Source organism: Leisingera thetidis, from assembly GCF_025857195.1.
GTDB classification, from domain to species: Bacteria; Pseudomonadota; Alphaproteobacteria; order Rhodobacterales; family Rhodobacteraceae; genus Leisingera; species Leisingera thetidis.
Genome location: NZ_CP109787.1, coordinates 285,462 through 305,204 on the forward strand (window position 1 = coordinate 285,462; position 19,743 = coordinate 305,204).

At 65.9% G+C, this 19,743-nt stretch carries 19 protein-coding genes; 6 read left to right on the plus strand and 13 right to left on the minus strand.

The genetic code is table 11. The features are described from left to right. Window positions 1-21 precede the first annotated feature (21 nt). From OKQ63_RS01450 to OKQ63_RS01460, 3 genes are read left to right on the plus strand one after another with little or no spacing between them, the layout of a single operon-like run. On the plus strand, window positions 22-1,290 hold the full coding sequence (locus OKQ63_RS01450) for an amino acid ABC transporter permease (RefSeq protein WP_264212209.1): 1,269 nt from the start codon (window positions 22-24) through the stop codon (window positions 1,288-1,290). Window position 1,291: 1 nt separating this feature from the next. Then, window positions 1,292-2,611 carry an amino acid ABC transporter permease gene (locus OKQ63_RS01455; protein WP_264212210.1) on the plus strand — a complete coding sequence of 440 codons (1,320 nt, stop codon included), beginning with the start codon at window positions 1,292-1,294 and terminating at the stop codon, window positions 2,609-2,611. A 12-nt stretch (window positions 2,612-2,623) separates the two neighbouring features. Next, entirely contained in the window at window positions 2,624-3,415 is a 792-nt protein-coding gene (locus OKQ63_RS01460; RefSeq protein WP_286672687.1) for an amino acid ABC transporter ATP-binding protein, read from the plus strand. 55 nt (window positions 3,416-3,470) lie between these two features. Here OKQ63_RS01460 and OKQ63_RS01465 read toward each other — a convergent pair whose 3' ends face one another. From OKQ63_RS01465 to argB, 6 genes are all read right to left on the minus strand, one after another. Beyond that, a complete protein-coding gene (locus OKQ63_RS01465) occupies window positions 3,471-3,923 on the minus strand; it encodes a DUF411 domain-containing protein (protein WP_264212211.1) in 453 nt (150 codons plus the stop codon). Window positions 3,924-4,059: 136 nt separating this feature from the next. After that, entirely contained in the window at window positions 4,060-4,488 is a 429-nt protein-coding gene (locus OKQ63_RS01470) for a GNAT family N-acetyltransferase (RefSeq protein ID WP_264212212.1), read from the minus strand. Between the two features lie 205 nt (window positions 4,489-4,693). Continuing rightward, window positions 4,694-5,191: a SixA phosphatase family protein gene (locus OKQ63_RS01475; RefSeq protein ID WP_264212213.1), complete on the minus strand. Its 498-nt coding sequence runs from the start codon at window positions 5,189-5,191 to the stop codon at window positions 4,694-4,696. Next, on the minus strand, window positions 5,188-5,889 hold the full coding sequence (locus OKQ63_RS01480) for a ferredoxin (RefSeq protein ID WP_264212214.1): 702 nt from the start codon (window positions 5,887-5,889) through the stop codon (window positions 5,188-5,190). The genes OKQ63_RS01475 and OKQ63_RS01480 overlap by 4 nt, the downstream gene beginning before the upstream one ends. Window positions 5,890-5,997: 108 nt before the next feature. Next, window positions 5,998-6,792 (minus strand): sterol desaturase family protein, encoded by a 795-nt coding sequence (locus tag OKQ63_RS01485; protein WP_264212215.1) that lies wholly within the window; start codon window positions 6,790-6,792, stop codon window positions 5,998-6,000. A gap of 183 nt (window positions 6,793-6,975) precedes the next feature. Continuing rightward, on the minus strand, window positions 6,976-7,836 hold the full coding sequence (gene argB, locus OKQ63_RS01490) for an acetylglutamate kinase (protein WP_264212216.1): 861 nt from the start codon (window positions 7,834-7,836) through the stop codon (window positions 6,976-6,978). A 135-nt stretch (window positions 7,837-7,971) separates the two neighbouring features. Between argB and OKQ63_RS01495 the strand changes: the two genes are divergently transcribed. Next, the gene (locus OKQ63_RS01495; protein ID WP_264212217.1) at window positions 7,972-8,700 is read left to right on the plus strand and encodes an SDR family NAD(P)-dependent oxidoreductase; all 729 of its coding nucleotides are present in this window, start codon (window positions 7,972-7,974) and stop codon (window positions 8,698-8,700) included. Window positions 8,701-8,907: 207 nt separating this feature from the next. Here OKQ63_RS01495 and OKQ63_RS01500 read toward each other — a convergent pair whose 3' ends face one another. The 6 genes from OKQ63_RS01500 to OKQ63_RS01525 all read right to left on the minus strand — a co-directional run bounded on the left by OKQ63_RS01500 (window position 8,908) and on the right by OKQ63_RS01525 (window position 15,696). Beyond that, complete coding sequence (locus OKQ63_RS01500) at window positions 8,908-10,305, minus strand: PepSY-associated TM helix domain-containing protein (protein ID WP_264212218.1); 1,398 nt, start codon at window positions 10,303-10,305, stop codon at window positions 8,908-8,910. A 69-nt stretch (window positions 10,306-10,374) separates the two neighbouring features. Next, a complete protein-coding gene (locus OKQ63_RS01505; RefSeq protein WP_264212219.1) occupies window positions 10,375-10,740 on the minus strand; it encodes a DUF2946 family protein in 366 nt (121 codons plus the stop codon). 5 nt (window positions 10,741-10,745) lie between these two features. Next, window positions 10,746-11,393, minus strand: coding sequence for a ribosome biogenesis GTP-binding protein YihA/YsxC (gene yihA, locus OKQ63_RS01510; protein WP_264212220.1), 648 nt, complete (start codon window positions 11,391-11,393; stop codon window positions 10,746-10,748). Continuing rightward, complete coding sequence (locus OKQ63_RS01515; RefSeq protein WP_264212221.1) at window positions 11,393-12,145, minus strand: MOSC domain-containing protein; 753 nt, start codon at window positions 12,143-12,145, stop codon at window positions 11,393-11,395. Before OKQ63_RS01515 ends, yihA begins: the two co-directional genes overlap by 1 nt. Then, entirely contained in the window at window positions 12,142-13,947 is a 1,806-nt protein-coding gene (gene yidC / locus OKQ63_RS01520) for a membrane protein insertase YidC (protein WP_264212222.1), read from the minus strand. The genes OKQ63_RS01515 and yidC overlap by 4 nt, the downstream gene beginning before the upstream one ends. A 204-nt stretch (window positions 13,948-14,151) precedes the next feature. After that, window positions 14,152-15,696: a putative bifunctional diguanylate cyclase/phosphodiesterase gene (locus tag OKQ63_RS01525; RefSeq protein WP_264212223.1), complete on the minus strand. Its 1,545-nt coding sequence runs from the start codon at window positions 15,694-15,696 to the stop codon at window positions 14,152-14,154. A 312-nt stretch (window positions 15,697-16,008) separates the two neighbouring features. Here OKQ63_RS01525 and ttcA point away from each other — a divergent pair, with 312 nt between their 5' ends. Further along, on the plus strand, window positions 16,009-16,878 hold the full coding sequence (gene ttcA, locus OKQ63_RS01530; protein WP_264212224.1) for a tRNA 2-thiocytidine(32) synthetase TtcA: 870 nt from the start codon (window positions 16,009-16,011) through the stop codon (window positions 16,876-16,878). A gap of 286 nt (window positions 16,879-17,164) precedes the next feature. Here the strand turns inward: ttcA and OKQ63_RS01535 are convergent, their stop codons facing one another. Then, entirely contained in the window at window positions 17,165-17,893 is a 729-nt protein-coding gene (locus OKQ63_RS01535) for a GntR family transcriptional regulator (protein WP_264212225.1), read from the minus strand. A 193-nt stretch (window positions 17,894-18,086) separates the two neighbouring features. On the opposite strand from OKQ63_RS01535, the gene OKQ63_RS01540 reads away from it, so the two are divergent. After that, the gene (locus OKQ63_RS01540) at window positions 18,087-19,667 is read left to right on the plus strand and encodes an ABC transporter substrate-binding protein (RefSeq protein WP_264212226.1); all 1,581 of its coding nucleotides are present in this window, start codon (window positions 18,087-18,089) and stop codon (window positions 19,665-19,667) included. Window positions 19,668-19,743: the final 76 nt, after the last annotated feature.

Here is a 19,743-nt window from a genome sequence, read left to right on the forward strand (position 1 = left end):
GGAGCCAGGGGATCACAATATATGTCAACGCTTACTGACCCTCCGAAGGAGCAGTTCCGGCTGTCTATGCTCCTTTACGATACCCGCTACCGGTCGGCGACCATCCAGGTCATCGCCATGTTCGGGTTCATGCTTCTGGCCGCCTGGCTGATCAACAACACGCTGAGCAACCTGGCCGCGCAGGACAAGGCCTTCGACTTCGGGTTCTTCACCGAGTCCGCGGGCTATGACATCAACCAGCGGCTGCTGGACTATACCTCGCGCGACAGCCATCTGCGGGCGGCGCTGATGGGGCTGCTGAACACGCTGGTGGTGGCCGTCCTGGGCTGCATCACCGCCACCATCCTGGGGGTGGTGATCGGCGTGCTGCGGCTGTCGTCGAACTGGCTGATCGCCCGGCTGATGACAATCTATGTCGAGATGTTCCGCAACGTGCCGGTGCTCCTGTGGATCGTCTTCGTGATGGCCATTCTGATCGAAACCCTGCCGGCCCCGCGGGCGTTCCGGGGCGAAAACCCCGAAGCCACGATGAGCCTGGCCGACAGCGTCGCCGTCACCAACCGCGGCGTCTATATCCCCGAGCCGCTGTTCACGCGGTCGCTGGGCGATGTCCACCTGTTCGGCACTTCCTCGCTGCGCTTTGACGTCAGCCTGGACCTGATGGTCATTCTGGCGGTGCTGGGGCTCAGCCTGTGGGGCGCCCACCGGGTCACCCTGCGGGCCAACCGCATTCAGGAGGCCACCGGCGAACGCCCGAGGACCTGGCATACCCGCACCGGCATCATCGTGGTGCCGACGCTGCTGGTGCTGACCGCTCTGGGGTTCCACCTCGGCTACCCCGAGCTGAAGGGCTTCAACTTCCAGGGCGGCACCCATCTGCGCAACTCGCTGATCGCGCTGTGGCTGGCGCTGTCGCTGTACACCGCCGCCTTCATCGCCGAGATCGTGCGGGCCGGCATCATGGCCATTTCCAAGGGCCAGACCGAGGCCGCCGCCGCACTGGGGCTGCGCTCCAACCGGATCATGCGCCTGGTCGTGCTGCCGCAGGCGCTGCGGGTGATCATCCCGCCGCTGATCTCCAACTATCTGAACCTGACCAAGAACTCGTCGCTGGCGATTGCCGTGGGCTACATGGACATCACCGGCACCCTGGGCGGCATCACCATGAACCAGACCGGCCGCGAGCTGGAATGCGTTCTGCTCTTGATGCTGGTGTATCTGGCCATCTCGCTGTCCATTTCGGCGGTGATGAACTGGTACAACGAAGCCGTGAAGCTGAAGGAGCGCTGAGATGAGCGGTACCCATTCCCATACCGTCGCCTTTGTCCGCGACACCATGCTTCCGCAGCAGGAGCCGCCTGCCTCTGAAGTCGGTGCCATCGGCTGGGCCCGGCACAACCTGTTCTCCAACTGGTTCAACGCGATCCTGACCCTTGCCTCGCTGGCCGCGATTTACTTTGTGCTGGCGGCGGTGATCCCGTGGATCCTGTCGCCGACCTGGGACGGCACCTCGCTGTCCAACTGCCGCGAAACGCTGGCTGCGGCGGGCCATGGCGATGCCCATGGCGCCTGCTGGGGGGTGATCAAGGAACGCTGGCTGCAGCTGATCTTCGGCTTTTATCCGAGCCATCTGTACTGGCGCCCGATTGCCGCCTTTGTGCTGCTGGGCGTGGCGCTGGCGCCGGTGCTGTTCTCGGACAAGGTGCCGTCGAAGCTCCTGATCTTCTCGGTGCTCTACCCGTTCATCTTCCCCTGGCTGTTGTGGGGCGGCACCATCTGGCTGCCGATCGCCGCGCTGGCGGGGTTTGTGATCGGCGGGGTGCTGTTCAAGCTGCTGGCGGAGCAGGTGAGCACGCTGGTTGGCATCATCGTGGCGGTTGCGGCCGCCGTTGTCTGGTGGCTGTTTCTGGCCGCTCCGGTGGCCGCGGCGCTGGATGCGATCCTGCCCATCGGCATCGAGGCGGTGGAAAGCCGCAAGTTCGGCGGCTTCATGCTGTCGGTGACCATCGGCGTGGTGGCGATTGCCTGCTCGCTGCCGATCGGCATCGTGCTGGCGCTGGGCCGCCAGTCGGACCTGATGATCGTCAAATACATCTGCGTCGGCTTCATCGAGTTCATCCGCGGGGTGCCGCTGATCACCCTGCTGTTCGTGGCCTCGACCCTGCTGAACATCTTCATGCCGCCCGGCACCAACTTCGACATCATCCTGCGGGTGCTGATCATGGTGACGCTGTTTGCCGCGGCCTATATGGCCGAAGTGGTCCGCGGCGGCCTGGCAGCCTTGCCCCGCGGCCAGTATGAGGGCGCCGATTCGCTCGGCCTCGACTACTGGCAGGCGCAGCGGCTGATCATCATGCCGCAGGCGCTGAAGATCTCGATCCCCGGCATCGTCTCGACCTTCATCGGGGTGTTCAAGGACACCACGCTGGTCTCGATCATCGGGCTTCTCGATCCGCTGGGCCTCTCCAACGCCATCCGCGCGGACGCCAATTGGAACGGCATTGTCTGGGAACTCTACGGCTTCATCGCCCTGATGTTCTTCGTCTTCTGCTTCTCCATGTCCCGCTACTCCATGTACCTGGAGCGCAAGCTTCAGACTGGCCACCGTTAAGGAGTTCAACATATGTCTGAACTTATGACCGACCGCGAAATCGACCGCTCCAAGATGCAGGTGAGCGACAAGGTCGCCATCGAAATCTCCAACATGAACAAGTGGTACGGGTCCTTCCACGTGCTGCGCGACATCAACCTGACGGTGAACCAGGGCGAACGCATCGTGATCGCGGGGCCCTCCGGGTCCGGCAAATCCACCCTGATCCGCTGCCTGAACGCGCTGGAAGAGCACCAGCAGGGCAGGATCGAGGTGGACGGCACGGTGCTGTCCAACGACCTCAAGAACATCGACAAGATCCGCTCCGAGGTCGGCATGGTGTTCCAGCACTTCAACCTGTTCCCGCATCTGTCGATCCTGGAGAACTGCACGCTGGCGCCGATCTGGGTGCGCAAGACGCCCAAGAAGGAAGCCGAAGAGCGGGCGATGCACTTCCTGGAAAAGGTGAAGATCCCCGAGCAGGCCGACAAATACCCCGGCCAGCTGTCCGGCGGCCAGCAGCAGCGTGTCGCCATTGCGCGCAGCCTGTGCATGATGCCGCGCATCATGCTGTTCGACGAGCCGACCTCGGCGCTGGACCCGGAGATGATCAAGGAGGTGCTCGACACCATGATCGAGCTCGCCGAGGAAGGCATGACCATGCTCTGCGTCACCCACGAGATGGGCTTTGCGCGGCAGGTGGCGAACCGGGTGATCTTCATGGACGCGGGCCAGATCGTCGAGCAGAACGAGCCCGAGGAGTTCTTCAACAACCCCAAGAGCGACCGCACCAAGCTGTTCCTCAGCCAGATCCTCGGCCACTGAGGCCGCGGCACCGCAGATCGGAAAGGCCGGGCACAGCGCCCGGCCTTTTTTCGTCTCAGCCGTGGCTGGCGAAGACCTCGGTGCGGCCGTCCGGCTTGATCAGCAGCGTGTCGAAGGCCTCGCGCTCCTCGCCCATTTCCATCCCCGGCGAGCCGACCGGCATTCCCGGCACCGTCAGCCCCAGCGCATCAGGGCGCTCTGCCAGCAGCCGCCGGATGTCGGCGGCGGGCACATGGCCCTCGATCACATAGGCGCCGGCCAGCGCGGTGTGGCAGGAGGCCAGCTCACCGGTGATGCCCAGCTGCTCCTTCATCTGCCACAGCTGGTCATCGGGAACCTCGCGCACCTCGGTCTCCAGCCCGGCGGCGGCCAGATGATCGGCCCAGGCGGTGCAGCAGCCGCAGGCCGGCGATTTCATGATCCGGATGGCCTCTTCCTGCGCCGCGAAGGCGGGGAGGGAGGCAAGCGGCAGGGCGGCTGCGGCCAGCAGCAGGGAACGGCGGTGCATGGAGGTTTCCAATCCTGAAAAACTTCGGTCCGCCGCAAAATCTAGGCCTGCGGCGGCGCAAATTCCAGAACCCTCCCGCGCGGGATGCGGCGGCGTGCCGCAGGAGGCCGGGGCAGTGCCCGGCCTCCTGCATCGCCTAGCGCGGGTCCAGGATCATGCGGATTTCCGCATGGCCGAAAAACGGATTCACCTGGCGGCGGGCTTCCGTGAAGCCGTACCGGCGGTAGAACCGCTGCGCGCGCGTGTTTTCCGCAAAGACGTCAAGCTCCAGCCGCGGGCGCGATGCGCAGGCCTTGTCCAGCAGCACGCGGCCCAGGCCGCGGCCCTGCCAGGCGGGCCGGATGAACAGGCCGCCGACCTCGGCGCCGAGCAGCGAGATGAATCCTGCCGGCGTGCCTGCCGGCGCGCTGATCCAGGTCTCGGCCATGTCCAGGAACGTGTCGCGGATCATGGTCTCGGCCTGAACCACCAGTTCCGGGCTCAGAAACGGATGGGCCAGGGCATTGGCGTCCCGCCAGATGGAAAGAACGGCTTCCTTGTCGGGAGCCTCATAGGGTCTGATCATTGTCAGGGGTATCCCAGGTTGTGCTGCGCTTTCGGCAGCATGTGTCCGGTTTTGTCAAGCAACAACCATCACGCCGCCAGCCCGAAGAGGCTGGTGTTCGCGTTTCGGTCAGTGCGCGCGGCGCCGTGGCGCCGCAGATCAACGGGACATAAAATCTCCTGGTTCCGTGCGCGCAGGATAGCCTGCGCGCACAGGCCCTGCAAGCTTACTCGCCCAGCAATTCCCGCGGCACCGCAAAATCGATCGCCTTGCCGCTGCTCCAGCCGAGATCCTTCCAGCGGTCGATTGCAAATTCCGCCACCAGCGTGGCCCCGGTGGGGTAGTCGTCAAACCGTGAATGGTCCGGCGGGCAGGACACGATGGAATGGGCAAAGGCGGCAATGCCGGGATTGTGGCCGATCAGCATGACCCGCTGCTGGCCGGCCTCGCTGAGCACCTTGAACATGATCTCCGAATTGGCGTGGTACAGCCGTTCGGTGAAGGTGGCGGGCACCCCCAGCTCCATCAGCTCGCAGGTCTCGCGGGCCCGCTGCGCCGAGGAGCAGATCACCTGATCCGGCAGGCCGCCGATGTCCCGCAGCCAGGCGGCGATGGCGGGGGCAGAGCGGCGTCCTCTCTTGTTCAGCGGACGGGCGTGGTCGCTGGGCACATTGGTGTCCCAGGCGGATTTGGCGTGGCGGGTCAGGATCAGGGTGCAGGTCATTGCGGATGAAAATGCCTCATGTGATGTGCGGTTTGTTCGGGGTCGCGGCCGGCGCCGCTGCTGAGCGGGCAGGCCCGCCGGGCAAGGCAGCCGCCGGTCATGCAGCCGGCGCCTGCGCTGGTGTCGAGATATGCGTGGCAGGCCGCCAGATCGTAGGGGCCCCCGTCTGCCAGGGCGCCGGCGGGGCAGGCGCTGAGGCAGGGGCGGGTGCCGCAGCTGCGGCAGGGAGAGTCTGCCAAAGGCGGAGGGGGGATGTCAAATTCCTGTTTGAAATGAAGGGCCCCCCGCAAGGATATCAGCATGCCGCTGCGATCATGCACCAGCATCTGCGACGGTGATGTGAAGAACCGCCCCGAGGCCAGCGCCCAGTTGATAAAGGGGGTATGGGGCGGCCCGCCAAAGGGAAAGAACGCCGTGCCGTCCAGTTCCCCGGCCAGGGTGCCGACCACCCGCTGCGACCAGCGGTCCACCGGATCGGGGCTGCCGTCAGTGAACTCGGGGCTGGATTTGAATGCCGGCCAGAACCCCTCGGCGGTGCCCAGCAGGACCAGGGTGCCGCCGTCCAGCCGCTGCACCGGCTGCCGCCGCGGCTGCAGCGCGCCTTGGATCACCAGCCCGGCCTGCGCGGCCGCGGCTGCGATCAAGGGATAGGAAGGCACGCCCCGGGCACGGGCGGCGGGCAGGTCGGTCAGGGGCATGGGCGGCGTCCGGTCAGCTGGCATGCGGCGAGCCTAGCAGCGCAAGCCTGCCTGCCGGAGCGGAAAAGCGTCCCGCAATGGCCTGCCGGCGTCTTCCTGCCGCCCGGCTCAGAAGCGGCGGAACGGCAGCCGCAGGCTCCAGCCCAGCCGCGCAGGCCGCCCGTCCTGCCATTGCAGCCCCACGGTCATGCCCGCATGGCCCCGGCCGGGCTCTGCGGTATAGGTGCCGAAGATCCGGTCCCAGACCGACAGCGCAAAGCCGTAGTTGCTGTCATGCTCGGCGCGCCGCACCGAATGGTGCACCCGGTGCATATCCGGCGTCACCAGCCCCAGCCGCAGGATCCGCTCCAGCCGCGGCGGCAGCGCCAGGTTGGCGTGGGTGAACAGCGCGGTGCCGTTCAGGAGCAGCTCAAACAGCAGCACCGCCGGCGCCGAGGGCCCCAGCAGATAGACCAGCCCGATCTTCAGCAGCATCGACAGGGCAATCTCCAGCGGGTGAAAGCGCACAGCGGTGGTCACATCCATGTCGCGGTCAGCGTGATGCACCCGGTGCAGCCGCCACAACAGCGGCACCTTGTGGGTCACCAGATGCTGCAGCCAGACCGCGAAATCCAGCACCAGCACCGCCAGCAGCCCCTCCAGCCAGACCGGCCAGCGCAGCGCATTCAGCAGCCCCCACCCCTGCCCGGCGGCATCCAGCGCCGCCCCCACCGCCAGCAGCGGCAGGCCAAGCGCCAGCGCCCGCAGGGTCAGCGTGTTCAGGACGGTGATCGAGAGGTTGGTCAGCCAGCGCCGCTGCCGCGGCAGGGTCCGGGCCCGCCGCGGCGCCCGGGCCTCGGCCGCTGCAAACAGCGCAAACAGGCCCAGGAAGACGGCCAGGCGGATCAGGCTTTCATGCTCCATGCATGCAGCGATGCGCATATACGGCCAAAAAGCAAGCCGGCACCGCGCGGCCCCCGGCGCGCCGCCGGAGACAAGGATCCCCTGTTCATCTGGCCGGAAATATCCCGGGGTGAATTGGCCCAAGGGGCCAACAGGGGCAGCGCCCCTCCGCCGGCCGCCTCAGCCCGCCCGGACCCGGAAGCCTCAGGCGCGGATCATCGAGCCCGCGCCGTGATCGGTGTACAGCTCCAGCAGCACCGAATTCTGCACCCGCCCGTCGACGATGATGCAGGCGCGCACGCCGCCCCGGACCGCGTCCAGCGCGGTTTCGGTCTTGGGGATCATGCCGCCCGCGATCACGCCGCTGGCGGTCATCTCCTCGACATCGGCCGCCGTCAGCTCGGTCACCACGTCGCCGTCGGCATTCTTGACCCCGGCCACATCGGTCAGCAGCAAGAGCCGGTCGGCGGTCAGCGCCTTGGCGATGGCGCCGGCGGCGGTGTCGCCGTTGATATTGTAGGTCTCGCCATTGCGGCCGCCGCCGATCGGGGCGATCACCGGAATCATGTTCTTCTCGAACAGCCCGTGCAGCACCTTGGGGTCCATCTCGGCGGGCGCGCCGACAAAGCCCAGATCCGGGTCGGCCTGATCGCAGGTGATCAGGCTGGCGTCCTTGCCCGACAGCCCCACCGCGCGGCCGCCCTGGCTGTTGATGGCCTGCACGATGCGCTTGTTGACGACGCCGGACAGCACCATCTCCACCACTTCCATGGTGGCGGCGTCCGTGACCCGCTTGCCGTTCACGAACTCCGATTTGATCTGCAGCTTGTCCAGCATCGCATTGATCATCGGGCCGCCGCCGTGCACGATCACCGGGTTCACCCCGACCTGGCGCATCAGCACGATGTCGCGGGCAAAGGTCTCCATCGCCTCGTCGCTGCCCATGGCGTGGCCGCCCAGCTTGATGACGACAATGGCCCCGGCAAAGCGCTGGAAATACGGCAGCGCGCTGGAGAGGGTTTCGGCGGTGGCAATCCAATCGCGGTTCATATCTTGTTTCTTCATTGCTGCATCATCCCTTGGCATGAATGTGTTACGAGGTTCCGCCGCCGCTGCCAAGGGCCGGCTTTGGGCGCTGCCCGTTGCAGATGGCAGCGCGGATGCTAGGCTCACGCCAGATTCTCTCATGAGGAAAGCGCCATGCGCCAGAAGACACTACTGCTGACCGGCGCCAGCCGCGGCATCGGCCATGCCACCGTGCGCCGCTTCAATGCCGAGGGCTGGCGGGTGATCACCTGCTCGCGCCATCCGTTTCCCGTGGAATGCCCCTGGGGCGGCGGCCAGGAAAACCATGTGCAGCTGGACCTGTCGGACCCGTCGGACACGATCAACGCGGTGGGCCAGATCCAGGAGCTGCTGGACGGCCAGCTGGATGCCTTGGTCAACAACGCCGGGATTTCGCCCAAGGGCCCGGACGGCGGGCGCCTCAATACGCTCAACACCGACCTGATGGACTGGGGCAAGGTGTTTCACGTGAATTTCTTTGCCTCGGTGGTGCTGGCACGGGGCCTGAAGGATGAGCTGGCGGCAGCCAGGGGGTCGGTTGTCAACGTGACCTCGATCGCGGGCAGCCGGGTGCATCCCTTTGCGGGGGCCGCCTATGCCACCTCCAAGGCGGCGCTGGCGGCGCTGACGCGGGAGATGGCGCATGACTTCGGCCCCCTGGGCGTGCGGGTGAACGCGATTGCGCCGGGGGAGGTGGAGACCTCGATCCTGTCGCCCGGCACCGATAAGATCGTCGAGAAGCTGCCGATGCAGCGGCTGGGCCAGCCCGAGGAGGTGGCGGCGGCGATCTATTTCCTGTGCTCGCAGGAAAGCTCCTATATCTCCGGCACCGAGATCGAGGTGAACGGGGCGCAGCACGTCTAAAGCCCGGAATCAAGCGCGCAGCGCGCCGGGCAACGCCCGTCCGCCCCGTCACGCCGGAGGCGTGCTTTCAGCACGACGGGCGTTTTGCAACGGGTTCGCCATACGCTGCCTGGGATGCGGTTCGCGGGAAAAACTGCCACACTCGAGGCCGGGACGCCCGCCCGGCGGACGGGCGTTGCCCTGTATTTATGCTGCGCCTCCGCGTGATCAGCTCACCGCGCGTTTCAGAGGCGGCAGGTTGCCCAGCAGCAGCACGTCAAAGGCCAGCGCCGCCAACAGCGCCAGGCCGGTCAGCGGGAAGGCCAGCGAGACCAGCACGGCGATCAGCGCAGCCCCTTTCCAGAACGGCATTTCCGCCGGTTCCGGCGGTGCGGCCAGGCGGGCGGCACCGGCGGGGCGGCGCTTGACCCACATCACCAGGCCGGAGACGCAGGTAAAGATCACCGCGAGGCAGAACACCACGTTCAGGATAAAGCTCCAGGTGCCCATCAGCCCCATATGGAAGGGGATGCTGACGGCCATCGCCTTGCCCGCGAGCGAGTAGTCGCCGTATTTCACATCCGCCAGGATCCTGCCGCTGTACTGGTCCACATGCACGGTGCGGTCGATGAAGGGGCTTTCGCCGTCGCCGCTCATGCTGTCGCGGTTGAGGGTCCAGACACCGGACCCGCCGCCCGGATAGGCAAGGCGGAAGCGGCCCTCCATCCCCAGGCTCCGTCCCAGGGCGATCAGGCTGGCGGCATCCACGGGTGCGCCCTCGGCTACGCCGGTGATCCCTGCGTCAGAGCCGGAGGCGGGCATCGGGGTCTGTTCCAGCGCCCAGGGCACATCGTTGGTGGACCCGTGGTTCATGCTGGCGTGGATGTCGTCCGACAGCGGCACGCTGTCCCATTTTGCCGCCGGGAAGGTGCTCCAGGCCTGCACCAGCTGACCGCCCCAGATGCCGGTCCAGGACAGGCCCGAGATCAGGAACACCACCAGGAGCGCCGACATCCAGAAGCCGGTCACCGCATGCAGGTTCTTCCACAGGGCGCGGCCGCGGGCGCGCAGGTTGGGGACAAAGGCGCTGGCGGCATTGCCGCGCGGCCACCACAGGTACAGCCCGGTCAGCACCAGCACGATGCCCAGGCCCGCGGCCACTTCGATCAGCCGGTCGCCAATGTCGCCGATCAGCAGGGTGGAGTGGATGCTGTCGGCCAGATCGTACCAGCCGGCGCGGCGGTCCCAGACCCCGATCACCTCGCCGCTGTACTGGTTCAGGGCGACCAGGCGCTGGCCGTCATCTGTTTTCACCCGGAACACGGCGGCCAGATCAGGCGCCTTGGGGCCGATCCATTCGGCAATGGTGCCGGGCTGGGCAGCTAGGACGGCGGCCTCCTGCTCAGGGATGCTCAGCTCGGCTGCGCCTTGGGTCACGCTGATCTTCTCGCCGTCGCGGCCGTCCACTTGGGTGATGAACATCATCATCAGGCCGGTGACGGCCAGCATGATCAGGAAGGGCACCACAAACAGGCCGGCATAGAAGTGCCAGCGCCAGGCGGCGAAGTAGAATTTCTCGGCAAGCGGGCGCGATGGGCCCGCGGGATGCGGTTGGCTGGTCGCCATTGGGTCTCTCCATATCGGAACGGGGCCGGGCACGAATGTGCCGGCGGAAATCATTGGGTGTTCAGAAAGTCAGGAGAGCGCGGGCGGGCCGCGGGCGTCATAGCGCCAGTGGAAGCCGGCGGTATGGTGGGTGAAGGCCTCGCGCGACCAGCGGTCAGTCAGCGGGGGCTCAATGTTCAGATCAATCAGGCTGCCCGGCAGCAATGCCACCGCGCCAAGCGCCGCAAAGGGGCAGCTGCGGTCTTCCATCTGGTCAGCGGGGGCATGGGGCGCGCCGCTGTCCAGATCGACCCAGGCTTCAACCGGGCCGCTGCCGGTACAGATCACCAGCAGCACCTTGCCGTCCTGCGCCGAGGCCGGCATCCAGCCGGACGGGATCAGCCCGGCCACGGCCAGGGCAATCACAACCAGCAGGGAGGGCAGGCGGCGCAGCACGTTAGTTACAGCCCGGCGATGATCGAGCGCAGGGTGGCGATGCCGTCGCCCTTCTCGGAGGAGGTCAGCACGATCTCCGGATAGGCGGCGGGATGTTTGGCCAGCGCGCCCTTGACCTGCTCCAGCACCTTGGCGCGGTCCTTTTCCTTGACCTTGTCGGCCTTGGTCATCACGCATTGGAAGGTGACGGCCGCGCTGTCCAGGAGCTTCATGATTTCCGCATCCACGGATTTCACCCCGTGGCGGCTGTCGATCAGCACAAAGGCGCGGCGCAGGTTCTGGCGGCCGCTGAGGTAGCGCTTCAGCAGCTTCTGCCATTGCTCCACGATCTTCAGCGGCGCATTGGCGTAGCCATAGCCGGGCAGGTCGACCAGATACAGCTCCGGCCCCTGGGTGAAGAAGTTGATCTCCTGGGTGCGGCCCGGCGTGTTCGACGCCCGCGCGATCCCCTTGGTGCCGGTGAGGGCGTTGATCAGGCTCGACTTGCCGACGTTGGAGCGGCCGGCAAAGCAGACCTCGACCCGGTCGGCATCGGGCAGGCCGTTCATCGCGACCACGCCTTTCAGGAATTCGGTCTCGCCGGCAAACAGCTTGCGGCCTTTTTCGGCGGAGAGGTCATCCGGCGCGTCGGCCAGGGAAAATTGCATCTGCATCACAATACCTTTACCGCGTCGCCAAGGCGGATCCCGCCGCCGCGCACCACTTCGGCGTAGACAGAGAAATCCTGGTGGCCCCAGTTGTCTTTCAGGACCTTCAGCGTATCGGCGTCGCGTTCGCCGGTTTCGGGGTTGGCGGTGGTGGCCAGGCAGCGCACCACGCGCTCGCGGACCGCAAAAACGGCCTCGCCGATCTGCACTTCGCGGCCCAGCCAGTCGTTTTCGGCCCAAGGCTCACCCAGGTCGAACCAGATGTTGCCGCGCCAGCGCAGCGGCGACAGGCCGTGGCCGATGGCCTGTTCCACCGCGCGGTGGGAAGCCCAGTTGCACAGGGTGACAGAGGGGAAACCGGTGTCGGTCATGCCGCGGCCCGGCACCCGGATGATGCGGGCTGAGGCGCGGGCGGTACCGGGCAGCAGCGGCTTTTCCCAATCGAGAAAGCGCTGCAGGTCCGCCGGGTTTTCGGGGTCAAACGTGATTTCGGACCGCTGGGGGTGGGTCAGCGTGAGAAGCCCGGTGGCGTCATCCAGCCGCGCATTGATGGCCATCAGGGCAGGGGACTGCGACCCGCGGGAGAAGTTCCCGCAGACCACCCATTTGCTGCCGTCGGCCTTGGACTGTTCGTTTGCAACCGCCCAAACGCGGTCGCCGGGCATGGTCTGCCCGGCGCTCACGGTGGTTTTTTCCAGTGCCTCCCGCCCGTGCGATTTGAGCGGGTGGCGCCAGATGCCGGTGACCGCGTGGGTCATTCCTTCTCAGCCTTCGGCTTCTTCTTGAAGCTCGACTTGATGTTGCCGAACACGTCCGGCTTGTAGCCGTGGCTGCGCATGATCAGGTACTGCTGGGTGAAGGTGATCGTGTTGTTGGCGATCCAGTAGACCACCAGGCCGGAGGCAAAGCCGCCGAGCATGAACATGAACACCCAGGGCATCCAGGCAAAGATCATCTGCTGGGTCGGGTCGGTGGGCGCCGGGTTCAGCTTCTGCTGCAGCCACATCGAGATGCCGAGCAGGATCGGCAGGATGCCGATGAAGACCAGCGCCAGGATGCTTTCCGGTGCCGGGGGCGCGATCGGCAGCAGGCCGAACAGGTTCATGATCGAGGTCGGATCCGGCGCGCTGAGGTCCTGGAACGGGCCGAAGAAGGGCGCATGGCGCAGCTCCAGGGTGACAAAGATCACCTTGTAGAGGGAGAAGAAGATCGGGATCTGGATCAGGATCGGCAGGCAGCCCGCGGCGGGGTTCACCTTTTCCCGCTTGTAGAGCTCCATCATCTCCTTCTGCATCTTCTGGCGGTCGTCGCCGGCGCGCTCCTTGAGCTTCTCCATCTCCGGCTGAAGCTCTTTCATCTTGGCCATGGAGGCATAGGATTTATAGGCCAGCGGGAACACCAGGATCTTGATCACCACGGTCAGGCCGATGATCGCCCAGCCCATGTTGCCGATCAGCACGTTCAGATTGTGCAGCAGCCAGAACATCGGCTTGGTCAGGAAGAAGAACCAGCCCCAGTCGATCACGTCCAGGAAGCCTTCGATGCCTGCCTTTTCGTAGCCGCGGATGGCCTCCCATTCCTTGGCGCCGGCAAACAGCATGGTGGTGGCGTCAGCGGACTGCCCCGCGGCCACGGTCACGGTCGGCAGCACGATGTCGGTCTGGTAGATCTCGCGGCGCTCGTCGAATTTGGCGATCGAGCGGAAGGCCTGGCCCGGTTCCGGGATCAGGGTCGACATCCAGTAGTGGTCGGTGAAGCCGATCCAGCCGTTCTCTGCGACCTGGCGGACCTCGGCCCGGGAGCCGTCGCGCGGATCGGGCTCGAAATCCGTCATGTCGTCGTAATCGGTCTCGGCCAGCTCGCCGTCGGACATGCCGACCAGGCCTTCGTGCAGGATGAAGAAATTCTTCAGGCCCGCAGGCTGGCCGTGGCGGGCCAGGGTGCCGTAGGGCGCCAGGGACACGCTGCCGCCGGAGGCGTTGGCCACCGATTGGGTGACCGAGAACATGTAATCCTCATCCACCGCGATGGTGCGGGAGAAGGTGAGGCCCTTGCCGTTGTCCCAGGTGAGCGTCACCGGGCTGTCCGGGGTCAGGGCGGCGTCTGCCGGGGCGGACCAGATGGTGTTGGCGCCCGGCACGTCCTCCAGAGACAGGCCGGCGCCCGGAGCCCAGCCGTAGAGCGCGTAATAGGCGCCGGCCTCGCCCACGGGTTTCAGCAGTTTGACGATCGGGGAGTTGCGGTCCAGCGTCTCGCGGTAGTCCTTCAGCGACAGATCGTCGATCCGGCCGCCCTGCAGCGAGATGCTGCCGGCCATCCGCGGCGTGTCGATGGCCACGCGCGGCGCATCCGGGGCTTCGGCGCCTTCCGGGGCGGTTTCTGCCACCGCATCTGCCGAAGCGCTGGGGGCCAGCGCGGCGTCTCCCGCAGGGGCGGTGCTGCTGATCGCGGTTTCCGGCGCCTGTTCGGGTTCCGGGGGCGGGAAGAAAGTATACCACCCGAGGATCACCAGAAAGCTGAGCACGGTTGCGAGAATAAGATTTTTGTTCTGATCGTCCATTGGGGACTGCCACCTCGTGTAGGGAAGGACACGTGGGGTTCAACAGAGGTGGGCCGCAAAGGTCAAGCAGAATCGCGGCGGGCGGGGGCGGCATCGGGCCCCGGTGCGGCAGAAACTCCGGGGAATTGCGCAGATTTGGGGGGCAGGGGGGGCGGGGGCGGAGGTCCGGGGGCGGGGGCGGAGGTCCGGGGCTGGTTTTTGGGGTCAGGGGGTCTGGCGGCCGATGACCGGGGCATCCTGCAGCTTGGCCTCATGCGCGGTGATCCAGTCCAGGGTCTGGTCAAACGGCATCGGGCGGCCGATGCCGAAGCCCTGCACATGGCCGCAGCCCAGCTGCGCCAGCAGCGCATGCTCGCCCGCGGTTTCCACCCCTTCGGCCAGGGTGTCCAGCTCCAGCCGTTCGGCCATGGTCAGGATCGCGGAGATCAGTTTCTGCTGTTCCGGGTCCTGATCCGCTTTCATCACAAAGGAGCGGTCGATCTTGATGCGCGAGATGTTGAACCGGCGCACCGCGGCGATCGAGGCATGGCCGGTGCCGAAGTCATCGAGGTCGATGTGGCAGCCCAGCTCGCTGAGGGCCAGGATGTTGCGGGTGACCACATCGTCGGGCTGATCGGTCATCACGGTTTCCAGAATTTCCACGCACAGGCGCTCGGGCGGCAGTTCGAACCGCTCAAGCTCCCACTTGATGCGTCCGGCAAGGCCGGGATTTCGCAATTCCTGGGTGGCGAAATTCACCCCGACGCACGGCACATGCACGCCTGCCGCATCCCAGGCCTTGATGGCAACCAGGGCGTTGTAGAGCATCACCTGGCTCAGCCGGTCCATCAGCCCGGTCTCTTCCAGTGCGGGCAGGAACGTCGACGGCGGAATCAGCCCCTGCACCGGATGCGACCAGCGCGCCAGCGCCTCGAACCCCGACACCCGGCCGGTATCGGTGCAGATCTGCGGCTGGAACCAGGCCTGGATCTGCCCGGCTTCCAGCGCTGCCGCGGCTTCCTCGCGCAGGTTGGCGCGGCGGCCGCCGTAGCCGGTCATGTCCGCCGAAAACGCGCGGATGCCGCCGGGGCCGTTGCTGTGTGCCTCGGACAGGGCGGCAGCCGCGGCGCTGATCCATTCGGCGGCGCTGCCGTCCGGTGCCCGGTTGCGCTGGCAGAAGCCGATCGAGGAGGTCATGTAGACCGTGGTGCCATCCAGCGGCACCGGTTCCTCGGCGGCGGTCTGCATCCGCCCGGCCAGCTGGATGCACAGTTCCAGGTCCAGCTGCAGGGTCGGCGCCAGGCAGACGGCAAACCGGCTGTCGCCGATCCGGGCAATTGTATCGTTCTGGCGCAGGACCGACAGAACCTGCGTCCCGCAATGCTGCATGATCCGGTCGGCGGCTTCCTGGCCGTGCCGGTCCGCCAGTTCCTTGTATTCGTCCAGTTCCAGGATGAAGATGGCGGAACGCAGGTCTGAATCGGCGCATTCCCCGTAAATCCGGGCGGTCTCGTGCTCGAACCCGTCGCGCAGCATCATGCCGGTGATGCTGTCGCGCGGCAGCCCGCCGCCGCCCAGTTTGCCGAACCCGCCGGCGGCGGCAATCAGAATGGGCAGGCCAAGCGCCACCGACAGCAGCGCAACCTCGCCGCCGAGCCAGTAGGTGGCCAGGGTCAGGGCCGGCAGGAAGGCAAGCACCGGCGGCCCGAAAAGGGCGGGGGCAAGGGATTGCCGGAGCCGTGCCAGGAGACCTGATCCCGTGTTTTTCATTCTCAGACCTTTCGTCTGCCGCAAGTCATTCCGGCATGAGACTAAGGCGCTGATCTAACCCGGGAGTTAACGCGGCCAGGGAATTCCCGGTATTTCCGGCCCGGAAGCGGGATTCTTCGGCTGCAAACCGGCAGAACCGGCCGGTTTCCGGATCCAGCCGAGGCAGGGCCCGGCATTCGTCAGCGCCCGGAACACCGCTGGCGGCGGCCGGGCTGTTTGATTCCCGCTGGCCGCGGGACAGGCCGGAGCGCGCGGCCGATTTGCATTCCTGACCTCTTTCCGCTGAGCGGGTTTTGTTCTATGCCCTCCTCCATGACAGTTGACCTTGACGACATCCACCCGCTCTTTGCCGGAGCGCCCGGCTCCACGGAGTTCCGCAAGCTGCGCAAGCGCATCGTGCGCCAGGCGCGCGAGGCGGTTGAGCAATACGGCATGATCGAGCGCGGCGCCAAATGGCTGGTCTGCCTTTCCGGCGGCAAAGACAGCTACACGCTGCTGGCAGTCCTGCACGAGCTGCAGTGGCGCGGCCTGCTGCCTGTCGAGCTGCTGGCCTGCAACCTCGACCAGGGGCAGCCCGGCTTTCCGGCGACGGTGCTGCCGGAGTTCCTCGAGAAGATGGGTGTGCCGCACCGCATCGAATACCAGGATACCTATTCGGTCGTCATGGACAAGGTGCCGCAGGGGCGGACCTACTGCTCGCTGTGTTCCCGCCTGCGCCGCGGCAATCTCTACCGCATCGCGCGGGAAGAGGGCTGCTCGGCGGTTGTGCTCGGCCATCACCGGGATGACATTCTGGAAACGTTCCTGATGAATCTCTTCCACGGGGGGCGGCTTGCGACCATGCCGCCGAAGCTGGTGAATGAGGAAGGCGATCTCTTTGTTTACCGTCCGCTTGCCCATGTTGCCGAGCAGGATTGCGAGCGGTTTGCACAGGCGATGAACTATCCGATCATTCCCTGCGACCTGTGCGGCAGCCAGGACGGGCTGCAGCGGCAGCAGGTGAAGCAGATCCTTGACGGCTGGGAAAAGAACAGTCCCGGGCGCCGCCAGGTGATGTTCCGGGCGTTGATGAATGCGCGGCCCTCGCATCTGCTGGATCCCAAGCTCTGGGATTTCGCAGGGCTTGCCCTGGACAAGGATGCTGCGCTCCCTGCCGACGGCGTGTTCAGGCTGCCATCGTGATCAAAGCCGGACCCTCCGGAGCCCGGTGATCCAGGGGTCAGGCCCGGGGCAGAGCTCAGCACCGGCAGGCAGGCCCGGTCGTTTCCGGTTTTCCCAGCGGCAGGAGCATTCCCTGCCGCCAAGGCGCGGCGATGGGGCCTGTTCTCCACCGCGGGGGCTGCGGCCGCACGGTGCTCAGGCACCGATGGAAGGCCGTGCCCGGGCTTGCCAGGCTGTTTTGGGAGTGCCGCCTGCCAGCCTTGCCTGAGCGGCGCTGACCGGCCGGCTCCGCGGCCGATGGCGGCGTTCAGAGAAAACCGAGGCTGTGGCGCAGGTCGCTGACCGGTCCGCTTTTATCGTTCAGATCCAAGCGGTCCTCGATCCCCTGCAGATGCCGGTCCATAAGGGCCGCCGCGTCATCTGCGCGGCCGTCCAGAACGTAATCCGACAGCAGGCGGTGCTCGTCGATTTCGCATTTGTCCGGTTTCGATTTCTCGTAGATCGCCACAATCAGCGAAGAGCGCGCGATGAGTTCGCGGATGAAGCCGGCCATGATCGGGCTGTCCGCCTGATCGGCAAGCAATTGGTGATACCGGCTGCAGCGGCGGATGACGCGCGCGGTGTCGCCTGCTTCCCTGGCGGCATGTTCGCCATGCAGGTGTGCGGTGAGCGCCTCCCGCATCGGCGGATTGCGCCGTTCGGCGGCACGGCGGATGAGATGCCCTTCGATGACCCGCCGGGCGCGGAAGACTTCGCGGGCTTCCTCGACTGACGGGCGGCAGACAAAGGCGCCGCGGTTTGCCACCAGTTCAATGACATGGTCGGCCGCCAGCCGCGACAGCGCCGTGCGGATGCGGGTCCGGCCGACGCCGAACAGATCGCACAGCTCGTCTTCCTTCAGATGGGTGCCGGGCACCAGCCTGTGATCGACGATGGCGTCGAAGATGCGCGAGTAGATCAGGCCGCTGTCAATCCGGGCAGGGCTGCCCGAATCAGCCTCTCCAGAGTTCGTTTCCGTCCCGTTCCGAGCTTTCATGGCCTGTCCTTTCTGAGCGGATGCCGTGCGGCAGGACACGGGGGGCATTGTCCCTGATACCGTACCATCCGCCGGAAACGTATACCTTTTTTGTCCGGAAACAAAAAGGTTGAATGTATACGATCATTGTATACGATAATTGTTAGCACTGCCGCAAGAAGCAGGCGAACCCAAACACAACACGGAGATAGACATGACCTTCACATCCCGACTCAAAGCCGGATTGGCGGCAGGCGCCCTGGCGGCTGTCCTGGCCGGGGCCGCGGGCGCCAATACGCTGCGGATGGCAGATTCAACCGATATCGCGGCGATGGACCCGCATTCGATGACCGAAAGCAACACCATCGGTTTCCTCAACCACGTCTACGAGGGGCTGGTGCGCTACAACCAGGATCTCGAGGTTGAGCCGGCGCTTGCGACCTCCTGGGAATTCATCGAGCCGACGCGCATCCGCTTCACGCTGCGCGAGGGGGTGACGTTCCACAACGGCAATGCGTTCACGGCGGACGACGTCGTCGCGTCGCTGGAGCGCGCGGCGCATGACAGCTCGCCGGTGAAAAGCAACATTCCCGGCATGGAAGCGGTCGAGAAGGTTGATGACTATACCGTGGACATGGTGCTGGCGGGGCCGGATCCCATCGTTCTGAACTACCTGACGAACATGCTGATCCTCGACCGGGAGTGGATGGAGGAGCATGGCGCCCTGATGCCGGCCGATGTGCGCAGCGGCCGCGAGAATTATGCCGTGGCAAATTCCAACGGAACCGGGCCGTTCAAGCTGGAAAGCCGCCAGCCCGACGCCCGCACCGTTCTGACGGTGCATGAAGGCTGGTGGGATGAGCCGCAGCACAATCTGACCCGTATCGAATTCAGCCCGATCAGCTCGGATGCGACGCGGATTGCGGCGCTTTTGTCCGGTGAGCTGGATTTCATCACGCCGGCACCGCTGCAGGATGTCGAGCGCATCGACCGTTCCGACGGCGCATCGGTCATTATGATGCCTGCGCTGCGCACCATCATGCTGGGCATGAACCAGAAGGACACACTGCACAACTCCAACCTGACCGACCGGAACCCGCTGCAGGACCGCCGCGTGCGCGAAGCCCTGTGGCGCGCGATCGACATGGAGCTGATCCGCAAGAAGATCATGCGCGACCGGTCCCGCAACGCAGCGCTGCTGGTGGCACCGCCGGTGCCGGGCTACGACGAGGCGCTGGACGTGCTGACGCCGGCTGATCCGGCCGCGGCCAAGGCGCTGCTGGCCGAAGCCGGCTACGGCGACGGGTTCGAGGTCGGGCTGGACTGCCCCAACGACCGCTATGTCAATGACGAGGAAATCTGCCAGGCGATCACCTCGATGTGGTCGCGGATCGGCGTCACTGCCAAGCTGACGGCGCAGACCAAGTCCAAGCATTTCGAGAAGCTGCTGGCGGGATCGTCGGACATCTACATGATGGGATGGGCAACGCTGCCGATGCTGGACAGCTACAGTGTGCTGTCGTCGCTGCTGCACACGCCGAATGACCGGATGGGCGCCTGGAACCCGGGCCGCTATTCCAACCCGGACATCGACGCGCTGACCTCCAAGGTGGCGGTCGAGCTCGACCCGGAAAAGCGCACCGCGATGATGAGCGAGGCGCTGAAGATTGCCCGCGATGACGTGGCGATCATCCCGCTGCATCAGCAGCCGCTGGCCTGGGCGGTGCGCGATGGCGTCGATCTGCCGATCACCGCCGACAACAAACCCCGGCTTTGGTACGCGAAGATCAACTGATCCTCCCCGCCTGGCGGACTTGCGCTCTGCTGCGCGCAGGTCCGCCTTTTTCCCAAGGCCCACAGCCGACAAATGG

What these genes read in the sequence shown, in the direction of transcription:
- OKQ63_RS01450 (WP_264212209.1), top strand. Translation starts at nt 22, where the DNA reads ATGTCAACGCTTACTGACCCTCCGAAGGAGCAGTTCCGGCTGTCTATG.
- OKQ63_RS01455 (WP_264212210.1), top strand. Translation starts at nt 1,292, where the DNA reads ATGAGCGGTACCCATTCCCATACCGTCGCCTTTGTCCGCGACACCATG.
- OKQ63_RS01460 (WP_286672687.1), top strand. Translation starts at nt 2,624, where the DNA reads ATGTCTGAACTTATGACCGACCGCGAAATCGACCGCTCCAAGATGCAG.
- OKQ63_RS01465 (WP_264212211.1), bottom strand. Translation starts at nt 3,923, where the DNA reads ATGCACCGCCGTTCCCTGCTGCTGGCCGCAGCCGCCCTGCCGCTTGCC.
- OKQ63_RS01470 (WP_264212212.1), bottom strand. Translation starts at nt 4,488, where the DNA reads ATGATCAGACCCTATGAGGCTCCCGACAAGGAAGCCGTTCTTTCCATC.
- OKQ63_RS01475 (WP_264212213.1), bottom strand. Translation starts at nt 5,191, where the DNA reads ATGACCTGCACCCTGATCCTGACCCGCCACGCCAAATCCGCCTGGGAC.
- OKQ63_RS01480 (WP_264212214.1), bottom strand. Translation starts at nt 5,889, where the DNA reads ATGCCCCTGACCGACCTGCCCGCCGCCCGTGCCCGGGGCGTGCCTTCC.
- OKQ63_RS01485 (WP_264212215.1), bottom strand. Translation starts at nt 6,792, where the DNA reads ATGGAGCATGAAAGCCTGATCCGCCTGGCCGTCTTCCTGGGCCTGTTT.
- argB (WP_264212216.1), bottom strand. Translation starts at nt 7,836, where the DNA reads ATGAAGAAACAAGATATGAACCGCGATTGGATTGCCACCGCCGAAACC.
- OKQ63_RS01495 (WP_264212217.1), top strand. Translation starts at nt 7,972, where the DNA reads ATGCGCCAGAAGACACTACTGCTGACCGGCGCCAGCCGCGGCATCGGC.
- OKQ63_RS01500 (WP_264212218.1), bottom strand. Translation starts at nt 10,305, where the DNA reads ATGGCGACCAGCCAACCGCATCCCGCGGGCCCATCGCGCCCGCTTGCC.
- yihA (WP_264212220.1), bottom strand. Translation starts at nt 11,393, where the DNA reads ATGCAGATGCAATTTTCCCTGGCCGACGCGCCGGATGACCTCTCCGCC.
- OKQ63_RS01515 (WP_264212221.1), bottom strand. Translation starts at nt 12,145, where the DNA reads ATGACCCACGCGGTCACCGGCATCTGGCGCCACCCGCTCAAATCGCAC.
- yidC (WP_264212222.1), bottom strand. Translation starts at nt 13,947, where the DNA reads ATGGACGATCAGAACAAAAATCTTATTCTCGCAACCGTGCTCAGCTTT.
- OKQ63_RS01525 (WP_264212223.1), bottom strand. Translation starts at nt 15,696, where the DNA reads ATGAAAAACACGGGATCAGGTCTCCTGGCACGGCTCCGGCAATCCCTT.
- ttcA (WP_264212224.1), top strand. Translation starts at nt 16,009, where the DNA reads ATGACAGTTGACCTTGACGACATCCACCCGCTCTTTGCCGGAGCGCCC.
- OKQ63_RS01535 (WP_264212225.1), bottom strand. Translation starts at nt 17,893, where the DNA reads ATGAAAGCTCGGAACGGGACGGAAACGAACTCTGGAGAGGCTGATTCG.
- OKQ63_RS01540 (WP_264212226.1), top strand. Translation starts at nt 18,087, where the DNA reads ATGACCTTCACATCCCGACTCAAAGCCGGATTGGCGGCAGGCGCCCTG.